Source organism: Modestobacter sp. VKM Ac-2983 (assembly GCF_026967885.1).
Taxonomy (GTDB): domain Bacteria; phylum Actinomycetota; class Actinomycetes; order Mycobacteriales; family Geodermatophilaceae; genus Modestobacter.
The window spans coordinates 439,264-455,468 of record NZ_JAPVBK010000003.1; the positions used below are offsets into that span (position 1 = coordinate 439,264).

Sequence of the window (16,205 nt, forward strand, 5' to 3'; positions counted from 1 at the left end):
CGCCCCGCGTGAGCACCACCGAGCGCCCGGCACCGGCGGCGGGTGAGCCGGCGACGAGCGAGCTGCCGGCGGGCTACGAGCGCCGCTGGTGGGTGCTCGGGACGATGATCGTCTGCCTGCTCATGGTGATCATGGGCAACACGATCCTGAACGTCGCGCTGCCCACCCTGCAGCGGGAGCTGGCCGCCACCCAGGGCGAGCTGCAGTGGGCCATCGACTCCTACATCCTGGTGTTCGCCGGGCTGCTGTTCAGCTGGGGCGTCATCGGTGACCGGATCGGCCGGCGCAAGGTGCTGCTGGCCGGGCTGACGATCTTCGCGCTCGGGTCGGTGCTGGCCGCCTCCAGCGACTCGGCGCTCGAGCTGATCGGCTGGCGGGCGCTGATGGGCGTCGGGGGCGCGGCGATCCAGCCGGCCACCCTCGCCGTGATCACCAACGTCTTCCCCGCCGGTGAGCGGGGCCGGGCGATCGGTCTGTGGGCGGGGGCCTCCGGGCTCGCCGTCGCAGGTGGGCCGCTGGCCGGTGGGCTGGTGCTGGAGCACTTCTGGTGGGGAGCGGTCTTCCTGCTCGGCGTCCCGGTGGCTGCCCTCGGCGCGGTCGGCGTGCTGACCGTCGTCCCCGAGTCCAGGGACCCCGACCCGGGCCGGCTCGACGTCCCTGGGGTGCTGCTGTCCATCGCCGCGCTGGTCGGGGTCGTCTACGGGATCATCCGCGGCGGCAGCGAGGGCTGGGGCGAGCTGCAGACCTGGGGGCCGCTGGCCGGCGGCGTCGTCCTGCTCGTCGTCTTCATCTGGTGGCAGCGGCGCACGGCGCACCCGGCGCTGGACGTCTCGCTGTTCCGCAACCCCGCGTTCTCCGCGGCGGCGGGGGCGCTGGCGCTCAACTTCTTCGCCCTCCAGGGGGCGACGTTCTACCTCGTCTACTACCTCCAGGGCGTGCGCGGGTACTCGCCGCTGGAGAGCGGGGCCGCGCTGGTGCCGGTCGCCCTGGGGATCGCGCTGACCGCGCCGCGCACCTCGGGGCTGGCCCAGCGGTTCGGCGCCAAGGCCGTCTGCGCCACCGGCTTCACCTTGATCGCGCTCTCCTTCGCCGGCATCCAGCTGCTGGACGCCGACGCCCCGGTCTGGCTGGTGCTCGCCGACCTGGCGCTGCAGGGCGTCGGCATGGGTGCGGTGATGGCCCCGGCGACGGAGTCGATCATGTCCGTCGTCCCGCGGGAGAAGGCCGGGGCCGGGGCAGCGGTGAACAACGCGGTGCGCCAGGTCGGCGGCGCGCTGGGGGTGGCGATCCTCGGCTCGGTGCTGGCCACCTCCTACGCCAACCGGCTCGGGGACGACGTCCAGGCCCTCCCCGCCGGGGCGCGGGACCAGGCCGGTGAGTCGATCATCGCGACGCTGTCCGCCGTGGCGGACGCCGAGGCAGCCGGTGGGGAGACCGCGGCCGCGGCCGGGGCCGTCGTGGACCCGGCCCGCGAGGCGTTCGTGGGTGCCATGCACCTGACCGCCGTCGGCACCGCGGCCGCTGCGGTGATCGCCGCGGTCGTCGTCCTGCTCTGGCTCCCCGGCCGTCGCCCGGCCGCCTGAGCCCTTCACCCTCGCGCGGCCGGGTGTCACCCGCCCGGGCCTGCCGGCTGCCCGATCCGACACGCTCCGTCGAGGAGTGACCCGCCCCACGCCTGCTCGGGTGACCCTCGACCGGACTGAGCGGTATCTGTTGACCACGGAGCGTGTTGGCCGCCAGGGTCAGGGGTGAACGGCTGCGATCCCCGCGCCGAACTGCGAGGAGCTGCCCGTGTTCGACGCTGCCCGGCCCGTCCCCACCCGCCGTGACCCCTTCGCCCCGCTGCTGGAGAGCACCCGCGCGGAGATGATGCGGCGGCACGTCCGGGAGGGGATGGCCACGCACTCGGTGCCCACCGCCGGGGCACCCCAGCCACTCACGGTGTTCGACGACGGCCGGACCCGGATCAACCTCGGCACCAACAACTACCTCGGCCTGGCCGGCGACCCGCAGGTGGTCGAGGCCGCGGTCGACGCGCTGCGGCAGTACGGCACCAGCGCGGCCGGGAGCCGCATCCTCAACGGCACCACCCGGCTGCACCTGACCCTGGAGCGGGAGCTCGCCGAGCACCACGGCACCGAGGACGCGGTGCTGACCTCCGCCGGGGTCAACGCCAACGCCGCCATCCTGTCCACGATCGGTGCTCCCGGCGACGTGCTCCTCGTCGACGCGCACGCGCACGCCAGCCTGCACGCCGCCGCGGCGGCCAGTCGGGGCACCGTGCTGCGGTTCACGCACAACTCGGTGGCATCGCTGGAGCGGCGGCTGGGGCGCCTGGACCCCGAGGCCGGGGCCGTCGTGGTCGTCGACGGCGTCTACTCGATGAGCGGGGAGTCAGCTCCGCTGGCAGCGATCGCCGGCCTCTGCGGGCGGTTCTCCGCCCGGCTGGTGGTCGACGAGGCGCACGGGCTCGGCGTGCTCGGGGCGAACGGCCGGGGCGCCGCCGAGGCCGCCGGCGTCCTGGACCGGGTCGACGCGGTCACCGTGGCGTTCAGCAAGTCGCTGGCCAGCGTGGGCGGTGCGGTGCTGACCTCCCGGGCGGTGGCGGACGGCATCCGGGCCTCGGCGATGCCCTACATCTTCAGCGCCGCGAACGCCCCGACGGCGGTCGCCGCCGCGCTCGCCGCGCTCCGCGTGCTGCGCCGGGAGCCGGAGCGGATGCAGCGCCTGCGGGACAACAGCGACCTGCTGCGCCGGGTGCTCACCGAGCACGGCGCACCGCCGCTGCCCGGCAAGGGCGCCGTCATCGCGGTCCGCACCGGGGAGGACGAGGCGACCCGCCGCGCATGGGCCGCGGCCCACGAGTCCGGGGTCTACACCAACGCGGTCAGCTACCCGGCCGTCCCGCGCGGGCAGGGCGTGCTGCGCCTGGCGGTCATGGCCACGCACACCGAGGAGCAGCTGCGCCGGGCCGGGGAGCTGGTGGCCGCCGCCGTCCGCGGGGTGCGCACCCCGGAGCTGGTCGGCGTGAGGGCCGGGGCGATGGCATGAGGTCGCCGGACTGCCGTGCACGGGCGGGGCGGCGGTCGGGCAGGATGGCCGGGTGAGCCACACGACGAGCACCGGGACCCTCATCCTGCTCCGCCACGGCGAGAGCGAGTGGAACAAGGCCAACCTGTTCACCGGCTGGGTGGACGTCGAGCTGTCGGAGAAGGGGCGCGCCGAGGCCGCCCGTGGTGGGGAGCTGCTCGCCGAGCACGGCGTGCTCCCCGACGTCCTGCACACCTCCCTGCTCAAGCGCGCCATCACCACCGCCGAGCTGACCCTGGCCGCCGCCGACCGGCAGTGGATCCCGGTCCGCCGCTCCTGGCGGCTGAACGAGCGGCACTACGGGGCGCTGCAGGGCAAGGACAAGGCCGCCACGCTCGCCGAGTACGGCGAGGAGCAGTTCATGACCTGGCGGCGCAGCTACGCCACCCCGCCGCCGCCGATCGAGGCCGGCAGTCAGTACAGCCAGGACGGCGACCCGCGGTACTCGTTCCTGCCCCCGGAGGCCCGCCCGGCCACGGAGTGCCTGGCCGACGTGGTCGTCCGGATGCTCCCGTACTGGTACGACGCGATCGTGCCGGACCTGCGCAGTGGCCGGACCGTGCTGGTGGCCGCGCACGGCAACAGCCTGCGGGCCCTGGTGAAGCACCTGGACGGCATGGGCGAGGACGAGGTCGTCGGGCTGAACATCCCCACCGGCGTCCCGCTGCGCTACGACCTGGACGCCGACCTGCGGCCGATCACGACCGGCGGGCAGTACCTCGACCCCGACGCCGCGGCCGCCGCGATCGAGGCGGTCAAGAACCAGGGCAAGTAGAAGGACCCCTCTGCCCCCCACCCCTCGCAGGCTCGGGGCGGGCCCCGGCAGAGGGGCCGCCCTGTCGGGTGCAGCAGGGCCCGGGCGCGGTGCGCGCCCGGGCCCCGTCTCGTCGTCCGGGTGGGCTCAGACCGGGTCGGTCGCGGCCTGGAGCGGCTTCTCGCCGGTGACCAGGAAGACCACCCGGCGGGCGACGCTGACCGCGTGGTCGGCGAAGCGCTCGTAGTAGCGGCCCAGCAGCGTGACGTCGATGGCCGACTCCATGCCGTGGCCCCAGCTCGGGGCGAGCAGCTCACGGAACAGCTGCTTGTGCAGCTTGTCCATCTGGTCGTCCTCGGCCTCGAGCTCGATGGCCGCCTCGACGTCCCGCTTGGCGATGACCGTGCCTGCCTTGGTCACCAGGCTCTCCGCGATGTTGCCGGCCTCCAGGAAGACCGGCCGCACCTCCTGCGGCACGGCGTGCTCGGGGAAGCGCATCCGGGCGACCTTGGCGATGTGCTCGGCGAGGTCGCCCATCCGCTCCAGGTCGCCGACGATCCGCATCGCGGTGGTGATCGCCCGCAGGTCGGTGGCGACCGGCTGCTGGCGGGCGAGGAGGGTGAAGCACCGCTCCTCGATGCTCTCCCGGACGGCGTCGATGCGCTCGTCGCCGGCGATCACCAGGTCGGCGAGGGCGACGTCGGCGTCCAGCAGGGCGGTCGTGGCCGTGCTCATCGCCGAGCCGACCGAGTTGGCCATCTCCACCAAGCAGGCGTTGATGTCGTCCAGTTCCTCGCGGTAGCTCTCTCGCAACACGGTTCCTCCTCGTCCCGTCGCCGCGCGCAGGCGGCACTCGGGGGACGGCGACCCGGGACGACGCGGCCCCCCCGCGTGCGCGCCGCCGACGGATTCGTCGGTCGCGACACGTGTGTCATCGAGGGTAGAGACCCGGTTCCCGGCCCGAGGAGGCCGCCAGGTGAACGGCCTGCGGCCCGGCGGTGAACTCCTCTGCCCCGACCGGGTGATCATCATCGTCGATGCTGGTCCGGGCCCCGGCCGTGTCTAGCATCGGCATCGTGGACCCGGTGGTCGCCCTGCTGGTGGGCCTGGTGCTCGGCCTGCTGCTGACGACGTCGGCGGCGCTGGTCGTGCGGTCCTCGCGCGCCCGGCGGGCGGCGGCCGACCACGGGGCCGGATCGGCCGATCGTGCCGATCGGCACACCGACGCGGACGCCGCGCTGAGCCGGCGGCTCGTCGACCTGATGGACCCGGCCGTCGTCCTGCTCGGACCCGACGAGCGGGTGCTGCTGGCCAACACCTCCGCCCGGGCGCTGGGGATCCTCCGCGGCGACCGGCTGCTGGTCCCCGGGCTGGTGGAGGTGGCCCGCGACGTGCAGGTCACCGGGACCCAGCGAGCCGACGTCGCCCTGTCCAGTGACCTCGTGGGCGCGGGGCCGCGGATGGTGGCCGTGCACGGCATCCGGCTCGGGACCGGCCCCGCCGTCTCGGCCGGGCCGGTCGCGCTCGTGCTGCAGGACGTCACCGAGGCGCGCCGGGTCGAGGCGGTCCGCAAGGACTTCGTGGCCAACGTCGGGCACGAGCTGAAGACACCCGTCGGCGCGCTCGCACTGCTGGCGGAGGCGGTGCAGGGTGCGGCCGACGACCCGGAGACCGTCCAGCGCTTCGCTGCGCGGATGAGCCACGAGGCCGATCGGCTGGCCCGGCTGGTCCGCGAGCTCATCGACCTCTCGCGGTTGCAGGGCGCCGAGCCGCTGCCCGAGCTGGTGCCGGTCGCCGTGGGCACGGTCGTCTCCGAGGCCGTGGACCGGACCCGGGCCGCCGCGGCCGCGAAGGACATCCAGCTGGCCGTCGCCGCTCAGCCCGGTCTCGTGGTCCGGGGGGTCGAGGCGCAACTGGCCACCGCGCTGACCAACCTGCTCGCCAACGCCGTCGCCTACAGTCCGGGCGGCACCACGATCGCCGTGGGCGCGCGGGCGCGGTCGGGCTTCGCGGAGGTCGCGGTGACCGACTCGGGCATCGGCATCCCCCGCTCGGACCGCTCGCGCGTGTTCGAGCGCTTCTACCGGGTCGACCAGTCCCGGGCCAGTGCCACCGGCGGCACCGGGCTGGGGCTGGCGATCGTCAAGCACGTGGCCTCCAACCACGGTGGTTCGGTGACGGTCTGGAGCGAGGAGGGGCTCGGCTCCACCTTCACCCTGCGCATCCCGCTGGCGACCGACGCCGACGGGTCGATGGACGACGACGGTGCGCCCGAACGCCCACCGGTTCCGCCGCTGCACAGCCGCCAGACATCCGATCAGGGCTCCTCCGGGGCCGACGAGGGACCCTCCGGGGCCCTGCAGAAGGGACGGTCATGACCCGAGTGCTCGTGGTGGAGGACGAGGAGTCCTTCTCCGACGCGCTGTCCTACATGTTGCGGCGGGAGGGCTACGACACCGTCGTGGCCTCCACCGGGACGGACGCGCTCGTCGAGTTCGATCGGGCCGGGGCCGACATCGTCCTGCTGGACCTGATGCTGCCCGGCCTGTCGGGCACGGAGGTCTGCCGGTCGCTGCGCGCCAAGAGCTCGGTGCCGATCATCATGCTCACCGCCAAGGACGCCGAGATCGACAAGGTCGTCGGGCTCGAGCTCGGCGCCGACGACTACGTCACCAAGCCCTACTCGGCCCGGGAGCTCGTCGCCCGGATGCGGGCGGTGCTGCGCCGCGGCACCGAGAGCGAGCAGACGGCCGAGGGTGCTCTCGTCGCGGGACCGGTCCGGCTGGACGTCGAACGGCACGTCGTCGCCGTCGACGGTCAGACGGTGTCGCTGCCGCTCAAGGAGTTCGACCTGCTGGAGCTGCTGCTGCGCAACGCCGGCCGGGTGCTCACCCGCGGCCAGCTCATCGACCGGGTCTGGGGCGCCGACTACGTCGGGGACACCAAGACCCTCGACGTCCACGTCAAGCGGCTGCGCGCCAAGCTGGAGCCCGACCCGGCCAACCCGCGTTACCTGGTCACCGTCCGCGGCCTGGGCTACAAGTTCGAGGCGTAGTAGGACTGTCGGCCTCCGGCCTCCCACCACGGCCAGGAGCGGGGCCGGTCTGCGCTGAGCCGCTCCTGTCAGGCCGGAGGTGGACCCTGCGGGCCCGCCGTCCGGCCTGACCGCCTGCGGCGAGGCCCGTCGCCTGGCAGGAGGACCCTCCGGGTCCCCCGTGTCAGGCGACCACGGGTGGCGTCGTCCGGCTCTGGAGGGCGAGACCGCCTCTGGTCGCGCCCCGGCTCGACCTCTACTGGCCTCGGCCGGTCTCTTCTTGGAGTTCGTCGATCTTCTTCGACGCGTCGCCCTTGCTGATGTCGTCGGGGACGTCGTCGCCGGCCTCGCGGGCCAGGGTGTTCAGGTAGCTCTTCTGCGCGCCGGTGGCCGGCTCGCCACCGGTCACCCAGTCGTCGGGGTCCTTCTCGGTGCTCTGCGGGCTGTCGGGACCGGTGGTGTTCGCTTCGCTCATGTGTTCGAAGTTACGCGGGCTCCCGGACCCGCGCAGCCCGAGCCGCGGTGGCCGTCGTCGCCTGGACGGCGGCCTGCTGCGCGGCCCGGGCAGTGCGCTCGGTGCCGCGGTCCTCCCACCGCCGTCCGGTCCGGAAGACGTGGGTGCCGCCGCAGGACGGGCAGTCGACCGCGACGGCGATGTGCGTGGGGTGGTTGGCGACCGATCGGATCCGCCGGTCGGCGACCAGCTCGTCGGTCCGGGTCACGGGGCAGGTGATCAGCAACATGCGGAGAGCGTCGCCCCCGCGCCGCCGGGCCACGAGTGGCAGGACTGACCGCGGCCGCATGTTTCCTGCCATGATGTGCCCATGAGCACATCGGACCGCCCGCTCGTCGTCAGCCTCGTGGTCACCGACGGCATGGTGGGCAGCTTCGGGATCGGCGTGGCCGCCGAGGTGTTCGGCTACGACCGCCGTGCGATGGGCCTGCCGCGGTTCGACTTCGCGCTCGTCTCGCAACGACCGGGCGTGCTCCGCACCGACACCGGGCTCGCGATGCTCATCGAGCACGGGCTGGACCGGCTGGCGACCTCCGACATCGTGCTGATCACCGCCTGGGAGCAGCGCGACCAGCCACCGCCGGCGGAACTGCTCGACGGCATCCGTGCGGCGCACGCCCGCGGGGCGATGGTCGTCAGCCACTGCACCGGGGCGTTCGCGCTGGCCTGGGCCGGGCTGCTCGACGGCCAGCGGGCGTCCACGCACTGGAGGTACGCCGGCGAGCTGGCCGCCCGGTTCCCGCGGGTGCACGTCGACCCTGCCGTCCTGTACGTGGACAACGGCCAGGTGATCACCGGGGCCGGCACGGCCAGCGGCATCGACGCGCTGCTGCACCTGGTCCGCCGGGAATGGGGCGCCGCCGCCGCCAACGCGCTCGCCCGGGAGATGGTCGTGCCCCCGCACCGCGACGGCGGGCAGGCGCAGTACATCGACACCCCGGTCGCCCGCTGCGAGGACGACCTGCTGGGCGTCGTCCTGGAGTGGGCCCGGGCGCACCTGGCAGAGGAGATCAGCGTCGAGCTGCTCGCCCGCCGCGCGCTGATGAGCCCGCGGAGCTTCGCCCGCCGCTTCAAGGCCACCACCGGGACGACGCCGCACGCCTGGCTCCTCGCTCAACGGCTGGCCGCCGCCGAGGCGCTGCTGGAGGACAGCGACGCCCCGGTGGAGGAGATCGCCCGGCTGGTCGGTTTCGGCACCGCGGCCGGCCTGCGGGAGCAGTTCACCCGGCGGCGCGGGGTCTCCCCGCGGGCCTACCGGCAGACCTTCCGGGCCGGGGCCCGCCCGGGCTCCTCAGTCGGGACGGCGCCGGTGCAGCTCCACCGGGACCGGCTGGGGGCTGGCGGGGTGCGGGGCGACGAGCCCGGCGTCCAGGCGGGCCTCGGTCAGCCGGCGTAGCTCGGCGTACGCGGCTGGGCCGAGGAGCGCGGTGAGCTCCGGGCCGTAGGTCTCCACCAGCGGTTCGGCGGCGACGTGCGCGGTCGGGGAACCGGTGCACCACCAGTGCAGGTCGTGCCCACCGGGGCCCCACCCGCGCCGGTCGAACTCGCCGATCGTGGAGACCAGCACCCGGCTGTCGTCGGGGCGGTCGACCCACTCCTGCTCCCGGCGCACCGGCAGCTGCCAGCAGACGTCGGGCTTGGTCTCCAGGGGGTGCCGGCCCTGCCGCAGCGCCAGGGCGTGCAGCGCGCACCCGGCGCCGGCGGGGTGCCCCGGCCGGTTGAGGAAGACGCAGGCCCCCTCGACCACCCGGGTCCGCAGCGCCTCCTCGGCGGCCTCGCCCGGCGCGGGCTCGGTCAGGGTGTCCGGTTCGGTCCAGTCGTCCCGGCCGGGGGGCGTGCCGGGGTGCCGCTGCCAGTCCGCCGGCGTCAGCTCGGCGACGGACTCCTCGACCCGGGTGAGGTCGTCGGTGTCGGTGAAGAAGGCGCCGTGGTTGCAGCACCCGTCCTCGGCCCGACCCGCCACCACACCGGCGCACCCGCGCCCGAACACACAGGTCCAGGCACTGGTCAGCCAGGTCAGATCGGCCCGCACGAGGTGTTCGGGATCGGCCGGGTCGCTGAACTCGATCCACTCGCGGGGGAAGTCCAGGCCGACCTCGGGAGGGGCGTCGGCGGTTGCACTCGGGTCCACCGGCGCAGCGTAGTGAAAGGACGCCCTCGCCCTCACACCTCGCTCCGCCGGCGCGAGCCTCTGGAGGGGGCCAGGCAGACTCTCGGGCATGCGACTCGGGGTGCTGGACGTCGGCTCGAACACCGTTCACCTGCTGGTGGTGGACGCGCACCGTGGTGCCCACCCCACCCCGATGCACGACGACCGCTCGGTCCTGCGGCTGGCCGAGCACGTCGGACCGGACGGCAAGCTGTCCAAGGCGGGGGAGAAGGGCCTGCTGCACGCGGTGCAGAAGGCGAAGCAGCAGGCGGCCGAGCAGCGGTGCGACGAGCTGCTGGCCTTCGTCACCTCCGCCATCCGGGAGGCGGAGAACGGGGCGGCGGTCCTGCGCCGGGTCCGCGAGCAGACCGGTGTCGACCTGCAGGTCCTCACCGGTGAGGACGAGGCACGGCTGACCTTCCTGGCCGTGCGGCGGTGGTTCGGCTGGAGCGCCGGCCGGCTGCTGGTGCTCGACATCGGCGGCGGCTCCCTGGAGCTGGCCACCGGGGTCGACGAGGACCCCGACGTCGCGCTCTCGGTCCCGCTGGGCGCGGGCCGGATGACCCGGCGGTTCCTGCCCGACTCCGAGACCGGGGGCCGTCCCGACCTGTCGGCGCTGGCCGAGCTGGCCGAGCACGCCACCGACGTGCTCGGCCCGGTCGGCAGGAAGCTGCGCGGCGCGGGGACGCCCGACCTGGTGGCCGCCACGTCCAAGACCTTCCGGACACTGGCCCGGCTGGCCGGTGCGGCGCCGTCCGCGGCCGGGCTGCGCGCACCCCGCGAGCTGACCGCGACCGGGCTGTCCCAGGTGATCGGCTTCGTCTCCCGGATCGAGTGCACGGCGCTGGCCGAGCTGCAGGGCGTCTCCGCGCAACGCGCGCACCAGGTCCCGGCCGGCGCCGTCGTGGCGCAGGCCGCGATGCGGGCCGTGGACGTACCGTTCGTGCGGATCTGCCCGTGGGCGCTGCGTGAAGGCGTCATCCTGCGGCGCCTGGACCAGCTGGAAGGAGCGTGATGACGCAGCCCAACCCGTCGGGGGAGTACAGCGTCCGCTCGCTCGCGGAGATCTTGCGTGAGCACGGTCTGGAGAGCGAGCTCGGCACCCGCCCCGGCCGGCGGCGGAAGTCCTCGGACGACACCGGGGCCACCGGCCGTTCGGCGCGGGTGGACACCGGGTCCGGGCAGCCGCTGGCAGAGCCGCCGGGGCGCTCACCCTCGGCCGCGCCGAACGGCCGCGCCGCCACCCCGCCGCGCTCCCCGGCCCGCGCCCCGGAGCGGGCTGCGCCGGTCCCGGTCTGGACGCCGGCGCCCGAACCGACGGCCCGGCCGGCAGCCGGCCTGCTGAGCCCACAGCCGCCGGTCGCCGCCCCGGCACCGGCCCGGCCGGCGGCCGGCCCCGCCGACGCGGCGGCACCGCCGGCGGTCCGGCCCGGGCGGCGGAAGTCCGACGCCACCCCGACCGGCCCCGGCGGCGAACCGCTGTTCGGCACCGGGCCGTCGACCGCTGCCATCCCCGCGGCGAGCCCGACGACCGCGCACACCGCCGCGCCCACCACCGCGAAGCCGACGAGCTCCACCGGCGCTGGGACCCGGGGCGCCACCGGCGCAACGGCCCGGGGCGCCACCGGCGCGGCCCGGCGCGGCATCGACCACCCGGTCACCGGCCCGATCCCGGTCGTCTCCCAGGCCCAGGCCGAGGCGGCCAGGGGTGCGGCCGCCAAGGCCGACGAGGAGCCGCTGACCGGTCGGGAGAGCGTGCTGGCCTGGGCGCGGTTCGCCGGCGAGATGGTGGTCGCGCTGGCCGCCGGCATCGGCGTCTACTTCGCCTTCACCGTGTTGTGGGAGCTGCTGCCCTACGTCGCCCTGGTCGCGGCGCCGGTGACGGTGACCGGCCTGGTCGCGGGGGTGGCGGCCTACCGGCAGCGCCGAGGTCAGGGGCCGCTGCCGGTCCGCCTGCTGGCGGTGCTGTTGCTGGCGGGGACGGTGCTGGTCATCGCCCCCGCCGCGGGGCTGCTCGCCAGCAGCTGACCTGCCCGGTCAGCCCGCCGCGGCGAACTGTTCGACGAGCGTGCGACCGAAGGCCGGCAGGTCGTCCGGCTTGCGGCTGGTGGTCAGGTTGCCGTCCACGACGACCTCCTGGTCGACCCACTCGGCGCCGGCGTTGCGCAGGTCGGTCTGCAGCGAGGGCCACGAGGTCATCCGGCGACCACGGACGACGTCGGCCTCGGCGAGCACCCAGGGGGCGTGGCAGATCGCCGCCACCGGCTTCCCGGCGTCGAAGAACGCCTTCACGAAGGCGACGGCCCCCTGGTCGGAGCGCACGAAGTCACCGTTGATCACGCCCCCGGGCAGCACGAGCGCGTCGTAGCTGCCGGGGTCGGCGTCGGCCACCGCGACGTCGACGTCCTTGGTGTCGCCCTTGTCGATGTGCTGGTAGGCGGTGATGGTGCCGGCCTCGAGCCCGACGAGCTCCGGTCGGGCACCGGCGTCCACCAGTGCCTGCCAGGGCTGGTCCAGCTCCACCTGCTCCACACCGTCGGTGGCGAGCGCGGCCACCCGCTTGCCGTTCAGTTCTCCGGACATGACGGGCCGCTACCCCGGCCCCGCCGGGCACACACGCCCGGGCGCGCCTGCCCGGGCGCTACGGTCGCGGCCATGAGCGATGCAGGGCAGGCAGGTCCCGACGCACGGCTGGCCGTCATCGGTGGGGGGAAGATCGGGGAGGCCCTGCTCGCCGGCCTGGTCCGTCAGGCCGGGGGTGGTCAGGAGTTCCTGGTCGTCGAGCGCAGCGCGGAGCGGGCCGCGGAGCTGACGACCCGGTACGGCGTCGGCGCCACCGACCTCGCCGGGGCGGCCGCCCGCGCCCGGGTGCTGCTGCTGGCCGTGAAGCCGCAGGACATCGACGTGCTGCTGGCGGCGCTGGGGCCGCACGTGACGCGAGAGCACCTGGTGGTCTCGGTGGCGGCGGGCGTGCCCACCAGTCGGGTGGAGGCGGCGCTGCCGGCCGGCACCCCGGTGGTGCGGGTCATGCCCAACACGCCGGCCCTCGTCGACGCCGGGATGAGCGTGCTGTCGGCCGGGGCGCACGCGACCGAGGCGCACCTGGACGAGGCCGAGGCGCTGCTGCTGCCGGTGGGTCAGGTGCGCCGGGTGCCGGAGAGCCAGCAGGACGCCGTGACCGCGCTGTCGGGCAGCGGACCGGCGTACTTCTTCTTCCTCGTCGAGGCCATGATCGACGCCGGCATCCTGCTCGGCCTGCCCCGTTCGGTCGCCGCCGACCTGATCGTGCAGACCGCCTACGGCGCGGCCGTCATGCTGCGCGACTCCGGGGAGCACCCGGTCCAGCTCCGCGAGGCGGTCACCAGCCCCGGTGGGACGACGATCGCCGCGATCCGCGAGCTGGAGCGGCACGGCGTGCGAGCCGCGCTGATCGCCGCGATCGAGGCGGCGCACCTGCGCTCGGTGGAGCTCGGCCGCACCTCCTGACCCCCGGGACTCCGGCTGGAGCACCGTCCGTCCCATCCGCACGCGCTGAATCACACGCATGTGGTTTTCCACAGAAATCTGTGGAGAACCGGCCTGGCAGGGCATGTCGACTTGGGGACAACACGCCGTGACCGGAGTGTCACGCGGTGTCTCTGTCCACTTGTGCCCAGGACGGACCGGTCCGCCTGTTCGTTTCACCCATCGCTTCTGTCACTCCGGTCCCCTTACGCTCTGTTCCAGCACATGAGCGTTCTGTTCATCGGTGGGGAAGCCGGTGGCCGCACATGGAGCTGAGACCGGAGATGATCCACGTGACCATGCCCCAGCGCGCCGCCGTTCAGACCGTCCGTCCGGGTGTCCCGGCGCCCCGCCAGATGGGCCGGCCGATCTCGGCCGCCTCCATGGGCCGCCCCGTCCCCGCCGCCCACCCGGCCGCCATGCCGATCGGCCGCCCGGCCGCCGTGCCCGCGCCCCGCGCCGCAGTCTCGTTCCTCACCGTCGCCGAGGTCGCCGCCCTGATGCGGGTCTCCAAGATGACCGTCTACCGCCTCGTCCACGGCGGCGAGCTCGCCGCCGTCCGCGTCGGTCGGTCCTTCCGGGTGCCCGAGCGCGCCGTGCACGAGTACCTGCGCGACGCCTACACCGACATCGCCTGAATCGACTGCGCCAGCACGTCCCCGGGCGGGCTCCCCGCTCGTCGTACCGGGCCGGGTAGTCTCGGGTGCTGAGCGGTACCGCCTCCCAGGAGGCGGGCTGCGCACGAGCTGATCACCTCGCCCGGCGCCCGGACCACGGATCCGCGTGACCACCCCGGTCACCACCCCCGGCCGCTGAGCGAAGACGACGTCGGGAGCGGGACATGGGTTCTGTCATCAAGAAGCGCCGTAAGCGAATGGCGAAGAAGAAGCACCGCAAGCTGCTCAAGAAGACCCGCGTCCAGCGGCGCAACAAGAAGTGAGCTGACGCTCGTGCCGCCCGCGGTCGTCCTCGTCACCGGCGTCAGCCGGTGGCTGGGCGGCGCGCTGGCGGCCGAGCTCGCTTCCGACCCGGCGATCGGCCGGGTCATCGGGGTGGACACGGTCCCCCCGCGCCCGGAGGTGCTGCGTCGCCTCGGGCGGGTCGAGTTCGTCCGCGCCGACATCCGCAGCCCGTTGATCGGGAAGGTGATCGAGTCGGCGTCGGTGGACACCGTCGTCCACATGAACATCAGCGCCACGCCGGCCGGTGCCGGCGGGCGGGTGTCGATGAAGGAGCTCAACGTCATCGGCACCATGCAGCTGCTGGCCGCGTGTCAGCGGTCTCCTGCAGTGCGCCGCCTGGTCCTCAAGAGCACCAGTGCCGTCTACGGCGCCAGCTCCCGGGATCCTGCGGTCTTCACCGAGACGATGCAGGCCCGACGGGTGCCCGGCGGCGGCTTCGCCAAGGACAGCCTCGACATCGAGGGCTACGTCCGCGCCTTCGCCCGCCGCCGTCCCGACGTGGGCGTGGCCGTGCTGCGGTTCACCAACCTCATCGGCCCGCGGATCGACTCCCTGCTCTCCGGGTTCCTCCGGATGCCGGTCGTCCCGACCGCCCTGGGGTACGACGCCCGGCTGCAGCTCCTCCACGAGGACGACGCCGTGGCCGTGCTCACCCGCGCCGCCACCGGCGACTTCGTCGGCACCGCGAACGCCGGTGCCTCCGGGACGGTCCTGCTCTCCCAGGCCATCCGCAGGCTGGGCCGCGTCCCGCTGCCCCTGCCGGAGCCCGCGATGGGCTCCCTCGGCCGGACGACCCGCTGGGCCCGGATGGTCGACTGGTCGCCGGAGCAGATGCGCTTCCTGAACTTCGGCCGGGTCATCGACACCCGGGTGCTCCGTGAGGAGTTCGGCTACGTGCCGCGCTACAGCACCGCCGCGGCCCTCGCGGACTACGGGCGCAGCCTCCCTCCGGTGGTCCGCCCCGAGCTCGTCGAGGAGGTCGCCGCCTCCGCCCGGACGGTGCTCAGCTCCGTCGCCGGTGGCGCGCACGCCGTGCAAGGTGTCCTGGACACCGTGACCGGGGGACGCCGCCGTGCCGCGCCGTCGGTGCCGGGCCTGCGGGCGGTCCACGATGCCTGAGGCGCGGGTGATCCGGCTGCGCCCCGACGACGAGCAGCCCCCGCCGTCGCCGGCAGCCGAGCCGGGCTGGGACGAGCAGCTGGCCGGTGGCCTGGAGTTCCTGCGCCGCAGGCTGACCGGGGAGTACGACACCGACGAGTTCGGCTTCGACCCCGACCTCACCGACCACGTCCTGCTGCCGGGCCTGCGGCCCTGGTTCCACCGCTGGTTCCGGGTCGAGACCCAGGGGCTGGAGAACGTGCCCGACGTCGGCGGCGCCCTGGTGGTGGCCAACCACTCGGGCACCGTCCCGGTCGACGCCCTGATGGCCACGGTGGCGCTGCACGACGAGCACCCGGCGGCCCGCCGGCTGCGGCTGCTCGGCGCCGACCTGGTGTTCCAGGTGCCCTTCATCGGGTCCCTGGCGCGCAAGCTCGGCGTCACCCTGGCCTGCAACGAGGACGCCGAGCGGCTGCTGTCCAGCGGGGAGCTGGTCGGGGTGTTCCCCGAGGGCTTCAAGGGCGTCGGCAAGCCGTTCCACGAGCGGTACACCCTGCAGCGGTTCGGTCGCGGCGGCTTCGTCAGCGCCGCGCTGCGGACCGGCACCCCGATCGTGCCGTGCGCGATCGTCGGGGCCGAGGAGATCTACCCGATGATCGGCAACGCCCGCATCGCCGCCCGGCTGCTCGGCCTGCCCTACTTCCCGATCACCCCGACGTTCCCGCTGCTGGGCCCGCTGGGTGCGGTCCCGCTGCCGTCGAAGTGGTTCATCGCCTTCGGCGAGCCGATCGAGACGGCGTCCTACGGCCCGGCCGCCGCCGACGACCCGATGGTCGTGTTCAACCTGACCGACCAGGTCCGCGAGACCATCCAGCACTCCCTCTACCGCCTCCTCCTCCAACGCCGCAGCGTCTTCAGCTGACGAGTCCAGGGGGATGGGGCGACCGGATCGCCATCCCGGCGCAGCCGGGAGCGCGACGACGGGGGCCGGAGGCTCCCAGAGGAAGTGCAGGCAGCGGCTCAGAGCAGACCGGGCACGGCACCACGAGGCGGGGCAGGAGACGCGACGAAGTCGCGGGCCCACCGAGCGGGGGCCCGCA

Annotated in this window: 18 protein-coding genes; 13 read left to right on the plus strand and 5 right to left on the minus strand. The window is 74.4% G+C overall.

The window, feature by feature from the left end; genetic code table 11:
* The first annotated feature begins 8 nt into the window (after positions 1-8).
* The 3 genes from O2W18_RS14030 (at position 9) to O2W18_RS14040 (ending at position 3,865) form a co-directional block, all read left to right on the plus strand.
* The gene (locus O2W18_RS14030; RefSeq protein ID WP_269188127.1) at positions 9-1,583 is read left to right on the plus strand and encodes an MFS transporter; all 1,575 of its coding nucleotides are present in this window, start codon (positions 9-11) and stop codon (positions 1,581-1,583) included.
* Between the two features lie 208 nt (positions 1,584-1,791).
* Entirely contained in the window at positions 1,792-3,051 is a 1,260-nt protein-coding gene (locus O2W18_RS14035) for an aminotransferase class I/II-fold pyridoxal phosphate-dependent enzyme (protein ID WP_269188128.1), read from the plus strand.
* Positions 3,052-3,103: 52 nt separating this feature from the next.
* Positions 3,104-3,865, plus strand: coding sequence for a phosphoglyceromutase (locus O2W18_RS14040; protein ID WP_269188129.1), 762 nt, complete (start codon positions 3,104-3,106; stop codon positions 3,863-3,865).
* A 126-nt stretch (positions 3,866-3,991) separates the two neighbouring features.
* Here O2W18_RS14040 and phoU read toward each other — a convergent pair whose 3' ends face one another.
* The gene (gene phoU, locus O2W18_RS14045) at positions 3,992-4,660 is read right to left on the minus strand and encodes a phosphate signaling complex protein PhoU (RefSeq protein ID WP_269188130.1); all 669 of its coding nucleotides are present in this window, start codon (positions 4,658-4,660) and stop codon (positions 3,992-3,994) included.
* 260 nt (positions 4,661-4,920) lie between these two features.
* Here phoU and O2W18_RS14050 point away from each other — a divergent pair, with 260 nt between their 5' ends.
* On the plus strand, positions 4,921-6,222 hold the full coding sequence (locus O2W18_RS14050; RefSeq protein WP_269188131.1) for a sensor histidine kinase: 1,302 nt from the start codon (positions 4,921-4,923) through the stop codon (positions 6,220-6,222).
* Positions 6,219-6,899 carry a response regulator transcription factor gene (locus O2W18_RS14055; protein WP_269188132.1) on the plus strand — a complete coding sequence of 227 codons (681 nt, stop codon included), beginning with the start codon at positions 6,219-6,221 and terminating at the stop codon, positions 6,897-6,899. Before O2W18_RS14050 ends, O2W18_RS14055 begins: the two co-directional genes overlap by 4 nt.
* A gap of 235 nt (positions 6,900-7,134) precedes the next feature.
* Here the strand turns inward: O2W18_RS14055 and O2W18_RS14060 are convergent, their stop codons facing one another.
* Positions 7,135-7,353: a DUF3072 domain-containing protein gene (locus tag O2W18_RS14060; RefSeq protein WP_269188133.1), complete on the minus strand. Its 219-nt coding sequence runs from the start codon at positions 7,351-7,353 to the stop codon at positions 7,135-7,137.
* 10 nt (positions 7,354-7,363) lie between these two features.
* Positions 7,364-7,621 carry a hypothetical protein gene (locus tag O2W18_RS14065; RefSeq protein ID WP_269188134.1) on the minus strand — a complete coding sequence of 86 codons (258 nt, stop codon included), beginning with the start codon at positions 7,619-7,621 and terminating at the stop codon, positions 7,364-7,366.
* An 81-nt stretch (positions 7,622-7,702) separates the two neighbouring features.
* Between O2W18_RS14065 and O2W18_RS14070 the strand changes: the two genes are divergently transcribed.
* On the plus strand, positions 7,703-8,788 hold the full coding sequence (locus O2W18_RS14070) for a helix-turn-helix domain-containing protein (RefSeq protein WP_269188135.1): 1,086 nt from the start codon (positions 7,703-7,705) through the stop codon (positions 8,786-8,788).
* Here O2W18_RS14070 and O2W18_RS14075 read toward each other — a convergent pair.
* Positions 8,684-9,523 (minus strand): hypothetical protein, encoded by an 840-nt coding sequence (locus O2W18_RS14075; protein ID WP_269188136.1) that lies wholly within the window; start codon positions 9,521-9,523, stop codon positions 8,684-8,686. The two genes, O2W18_RS14070 and O2W18_RS14075, sit on opposite strands and share 105 nt — an antisense overlap.
* A gap of 88 nt (positions 9,524-9,611) precedes the next feature.
* Between O2W18_RS14075 and O2W18_RS14080 the strand changes: the two genes are divergently transcribed.
* Complete coding sequence (locus O2W18_RS14080; RefSeq protein WP_269188137.1) at positions 9,612-10,556, plus strand: Ppx/GppA phosphatase family protein; 945 nt, start codon at positions 9,612-9,614, stop codon at positions 10,554-10,556.
* Positions 10,556-11,569, plus strand: coding sequence for a hypothetical protein (locus O2W18_RS14085; protein WP_269188138.1), 1,014 nt, complete (start codon positions 10,556-10,558; stop codon positions 11,567-11,569). The genes O2W18_RS14080 and O2W18_RS14085 overlap by 1 nt, the downstream gene beginning before the upstream one ends.
* Before the next feature lie 9 nt (positions 11,570-11,578).
* Here O2W18_RS14085 and O2W18_RS14090 read toward each other — a convergent pair whose 3' ends face one another.
* Entirely contained in the window at positions 11,579-12,124 is a 546-nt protein-coding gene (locus O2W18_RS14090) for a type 1 glutamine amidotransferase domain-containing protein (RefSeq protein WP_269188139.1), read from the minus strand.
* Between the two features lie 72 nt (positions 12,125-12,196).
* On the opposite strand from O2W18_RS14090, the gene proC reads away from it, so the two are divergent.
* From proC to O2W18_RS14115, 5 genes are all read left to right on the plus strand, one after another.
* A complete protein-coding gene (gene proC, locus O2W18_RS14095; protein ID WP_269188140.1) occupies positions 12,197-13,027 on the plus strand; it encodes a pyrroline-5-carboxylate reductase in 831 nt (276 codons plus the stop codon).
* Positions 13,028-13,311: 284 nt separating this feature from the next.
* Positions 13,312-13,683: a helix-turn-helix domain-containing protein gene (locus O2W18_RS14100; RefSeq protein WP_269188141.1), complete on the plus strand. Its 372-nt coding sequence runs from the start codon at positions 13,312-13,314 to the stop codon at positions 13,681-13,683.
* Positions 13,684-13,886: 203 nt separating this feature from the next.
* Positions 13,887-13,985: a 30S ribosomal protein bS22 gene (locus O2W18_RS14105; protein WP_012854759.1), complete on the plus strand. Its 99-nt coding sequence runs from the start codon at positions 13,887-13,889 to the stop codon at positions 13,983-13,985.
* Positions 13,986-13,995: 10 nt separating this feature from the next.
* The gene (locus tag O2W18_RS14110; RefSeq protein WP_269188142.1) at positions 13,996-15,126 is read left to right on the plus strand and encodes an NAD-dependent epimerase/dehydratase family protein; all 1,131 of its coding nucleotides are present in this window, start codon (positions 13,996-13,998) and stop codon (positions 15,124-15,126) included.
* A complete protein-coding gene (locus tag O2W18_RS14115) occupies positions 15,119-16,027 on the plus strand; it encodes a lysophospholipid acyltransferase family protein (RefSeq protein ID WP_269188143.1) in 909 nt (302 codons plus the stop codon). The genes O2W18_RS14110 and O2W18_RS14115 overlap by 8 nt, the downstream gene beginning before the upstream one ends.
* Positions 16,028-16,205: the final 178 nt, after the last annotated feature.

Coding starts and splice junctions, on each gene's coding strand:
- O2W18_RS14055 (WP_269188132.1), top strand. CDS start 6,219: ATGACCCGAGTGCTCGTGGTGGAGGACGAGGAGTCCTTCTCCGACGCG.
- O2W18_RS14060 (WP_269188133.1), bottom strand. CDS start 7,353: ATGAGCGAAGCGAACACCACCGGTCCCGACAGCCCGCAGAGCACCGAG.
- O2W18_RS14065 (WP_269188134.1), bottom strand. CDS start 7,621: ATGTTGCTGATCACCTGCCCCGTGACCCGGACCGACGAGCTGGTCGCC.
- O2W18_RS14070 (WP_269188135.1), top strand. CDS start 7,703: ATGAGCACATCGGACCGCCCGCTCGTCGTCAGCCTCGTGGTCACCGAC.
- O2W18_RS14080 (WP_269188137.1), top strand. CDS start 9,612: ATGCGACTCGGGGTGCTGGACGTCGGCTCGAACACCGTTCACCTGCTG.
- O2W18_RS14085 (WP_269188138.1), top strand. CDS start 10,556: ATGACGCAGCCCAACCCGTCGGGGGAGTACAGCGTCCGCTCGCTCGCG.
- O2W18_RS14090 (WP_269188139.1), bottom strand. CDS start 12,124: ATGTCCGGAGAACTGAACGGCAAGCGGGTGGCCGCGCTCGCCACCGAC.
- proC (WP_269188140.1), top strand. CDS start 12,197: ATGAGCGATGCAGGGCAGGCAGGTCCCGACGCACGGCTGGCCGTCATC.
- O2W18_RS14100 (WP_269188141.1), top strand. CDS start 13,312: ATGGAGCTGAGACCGGAGATGATCCACGTGACCATGCCCCAGCGCGCC.
- O2W18_RS14105 (WP_012854759.1), top strand. CDS start 13,887: ATGGGTTCTGTCATCAAGAAGCGCCGTAAGCGAATGGCGAAGAAGAAG.
- O2W18_RS14115 (WP_269188143.1), top strand. CDS start 15,119: ATGCCTGAGGCGCGGGTGATCCGGCTGCGCCCCGACGACGAGCAGCCC.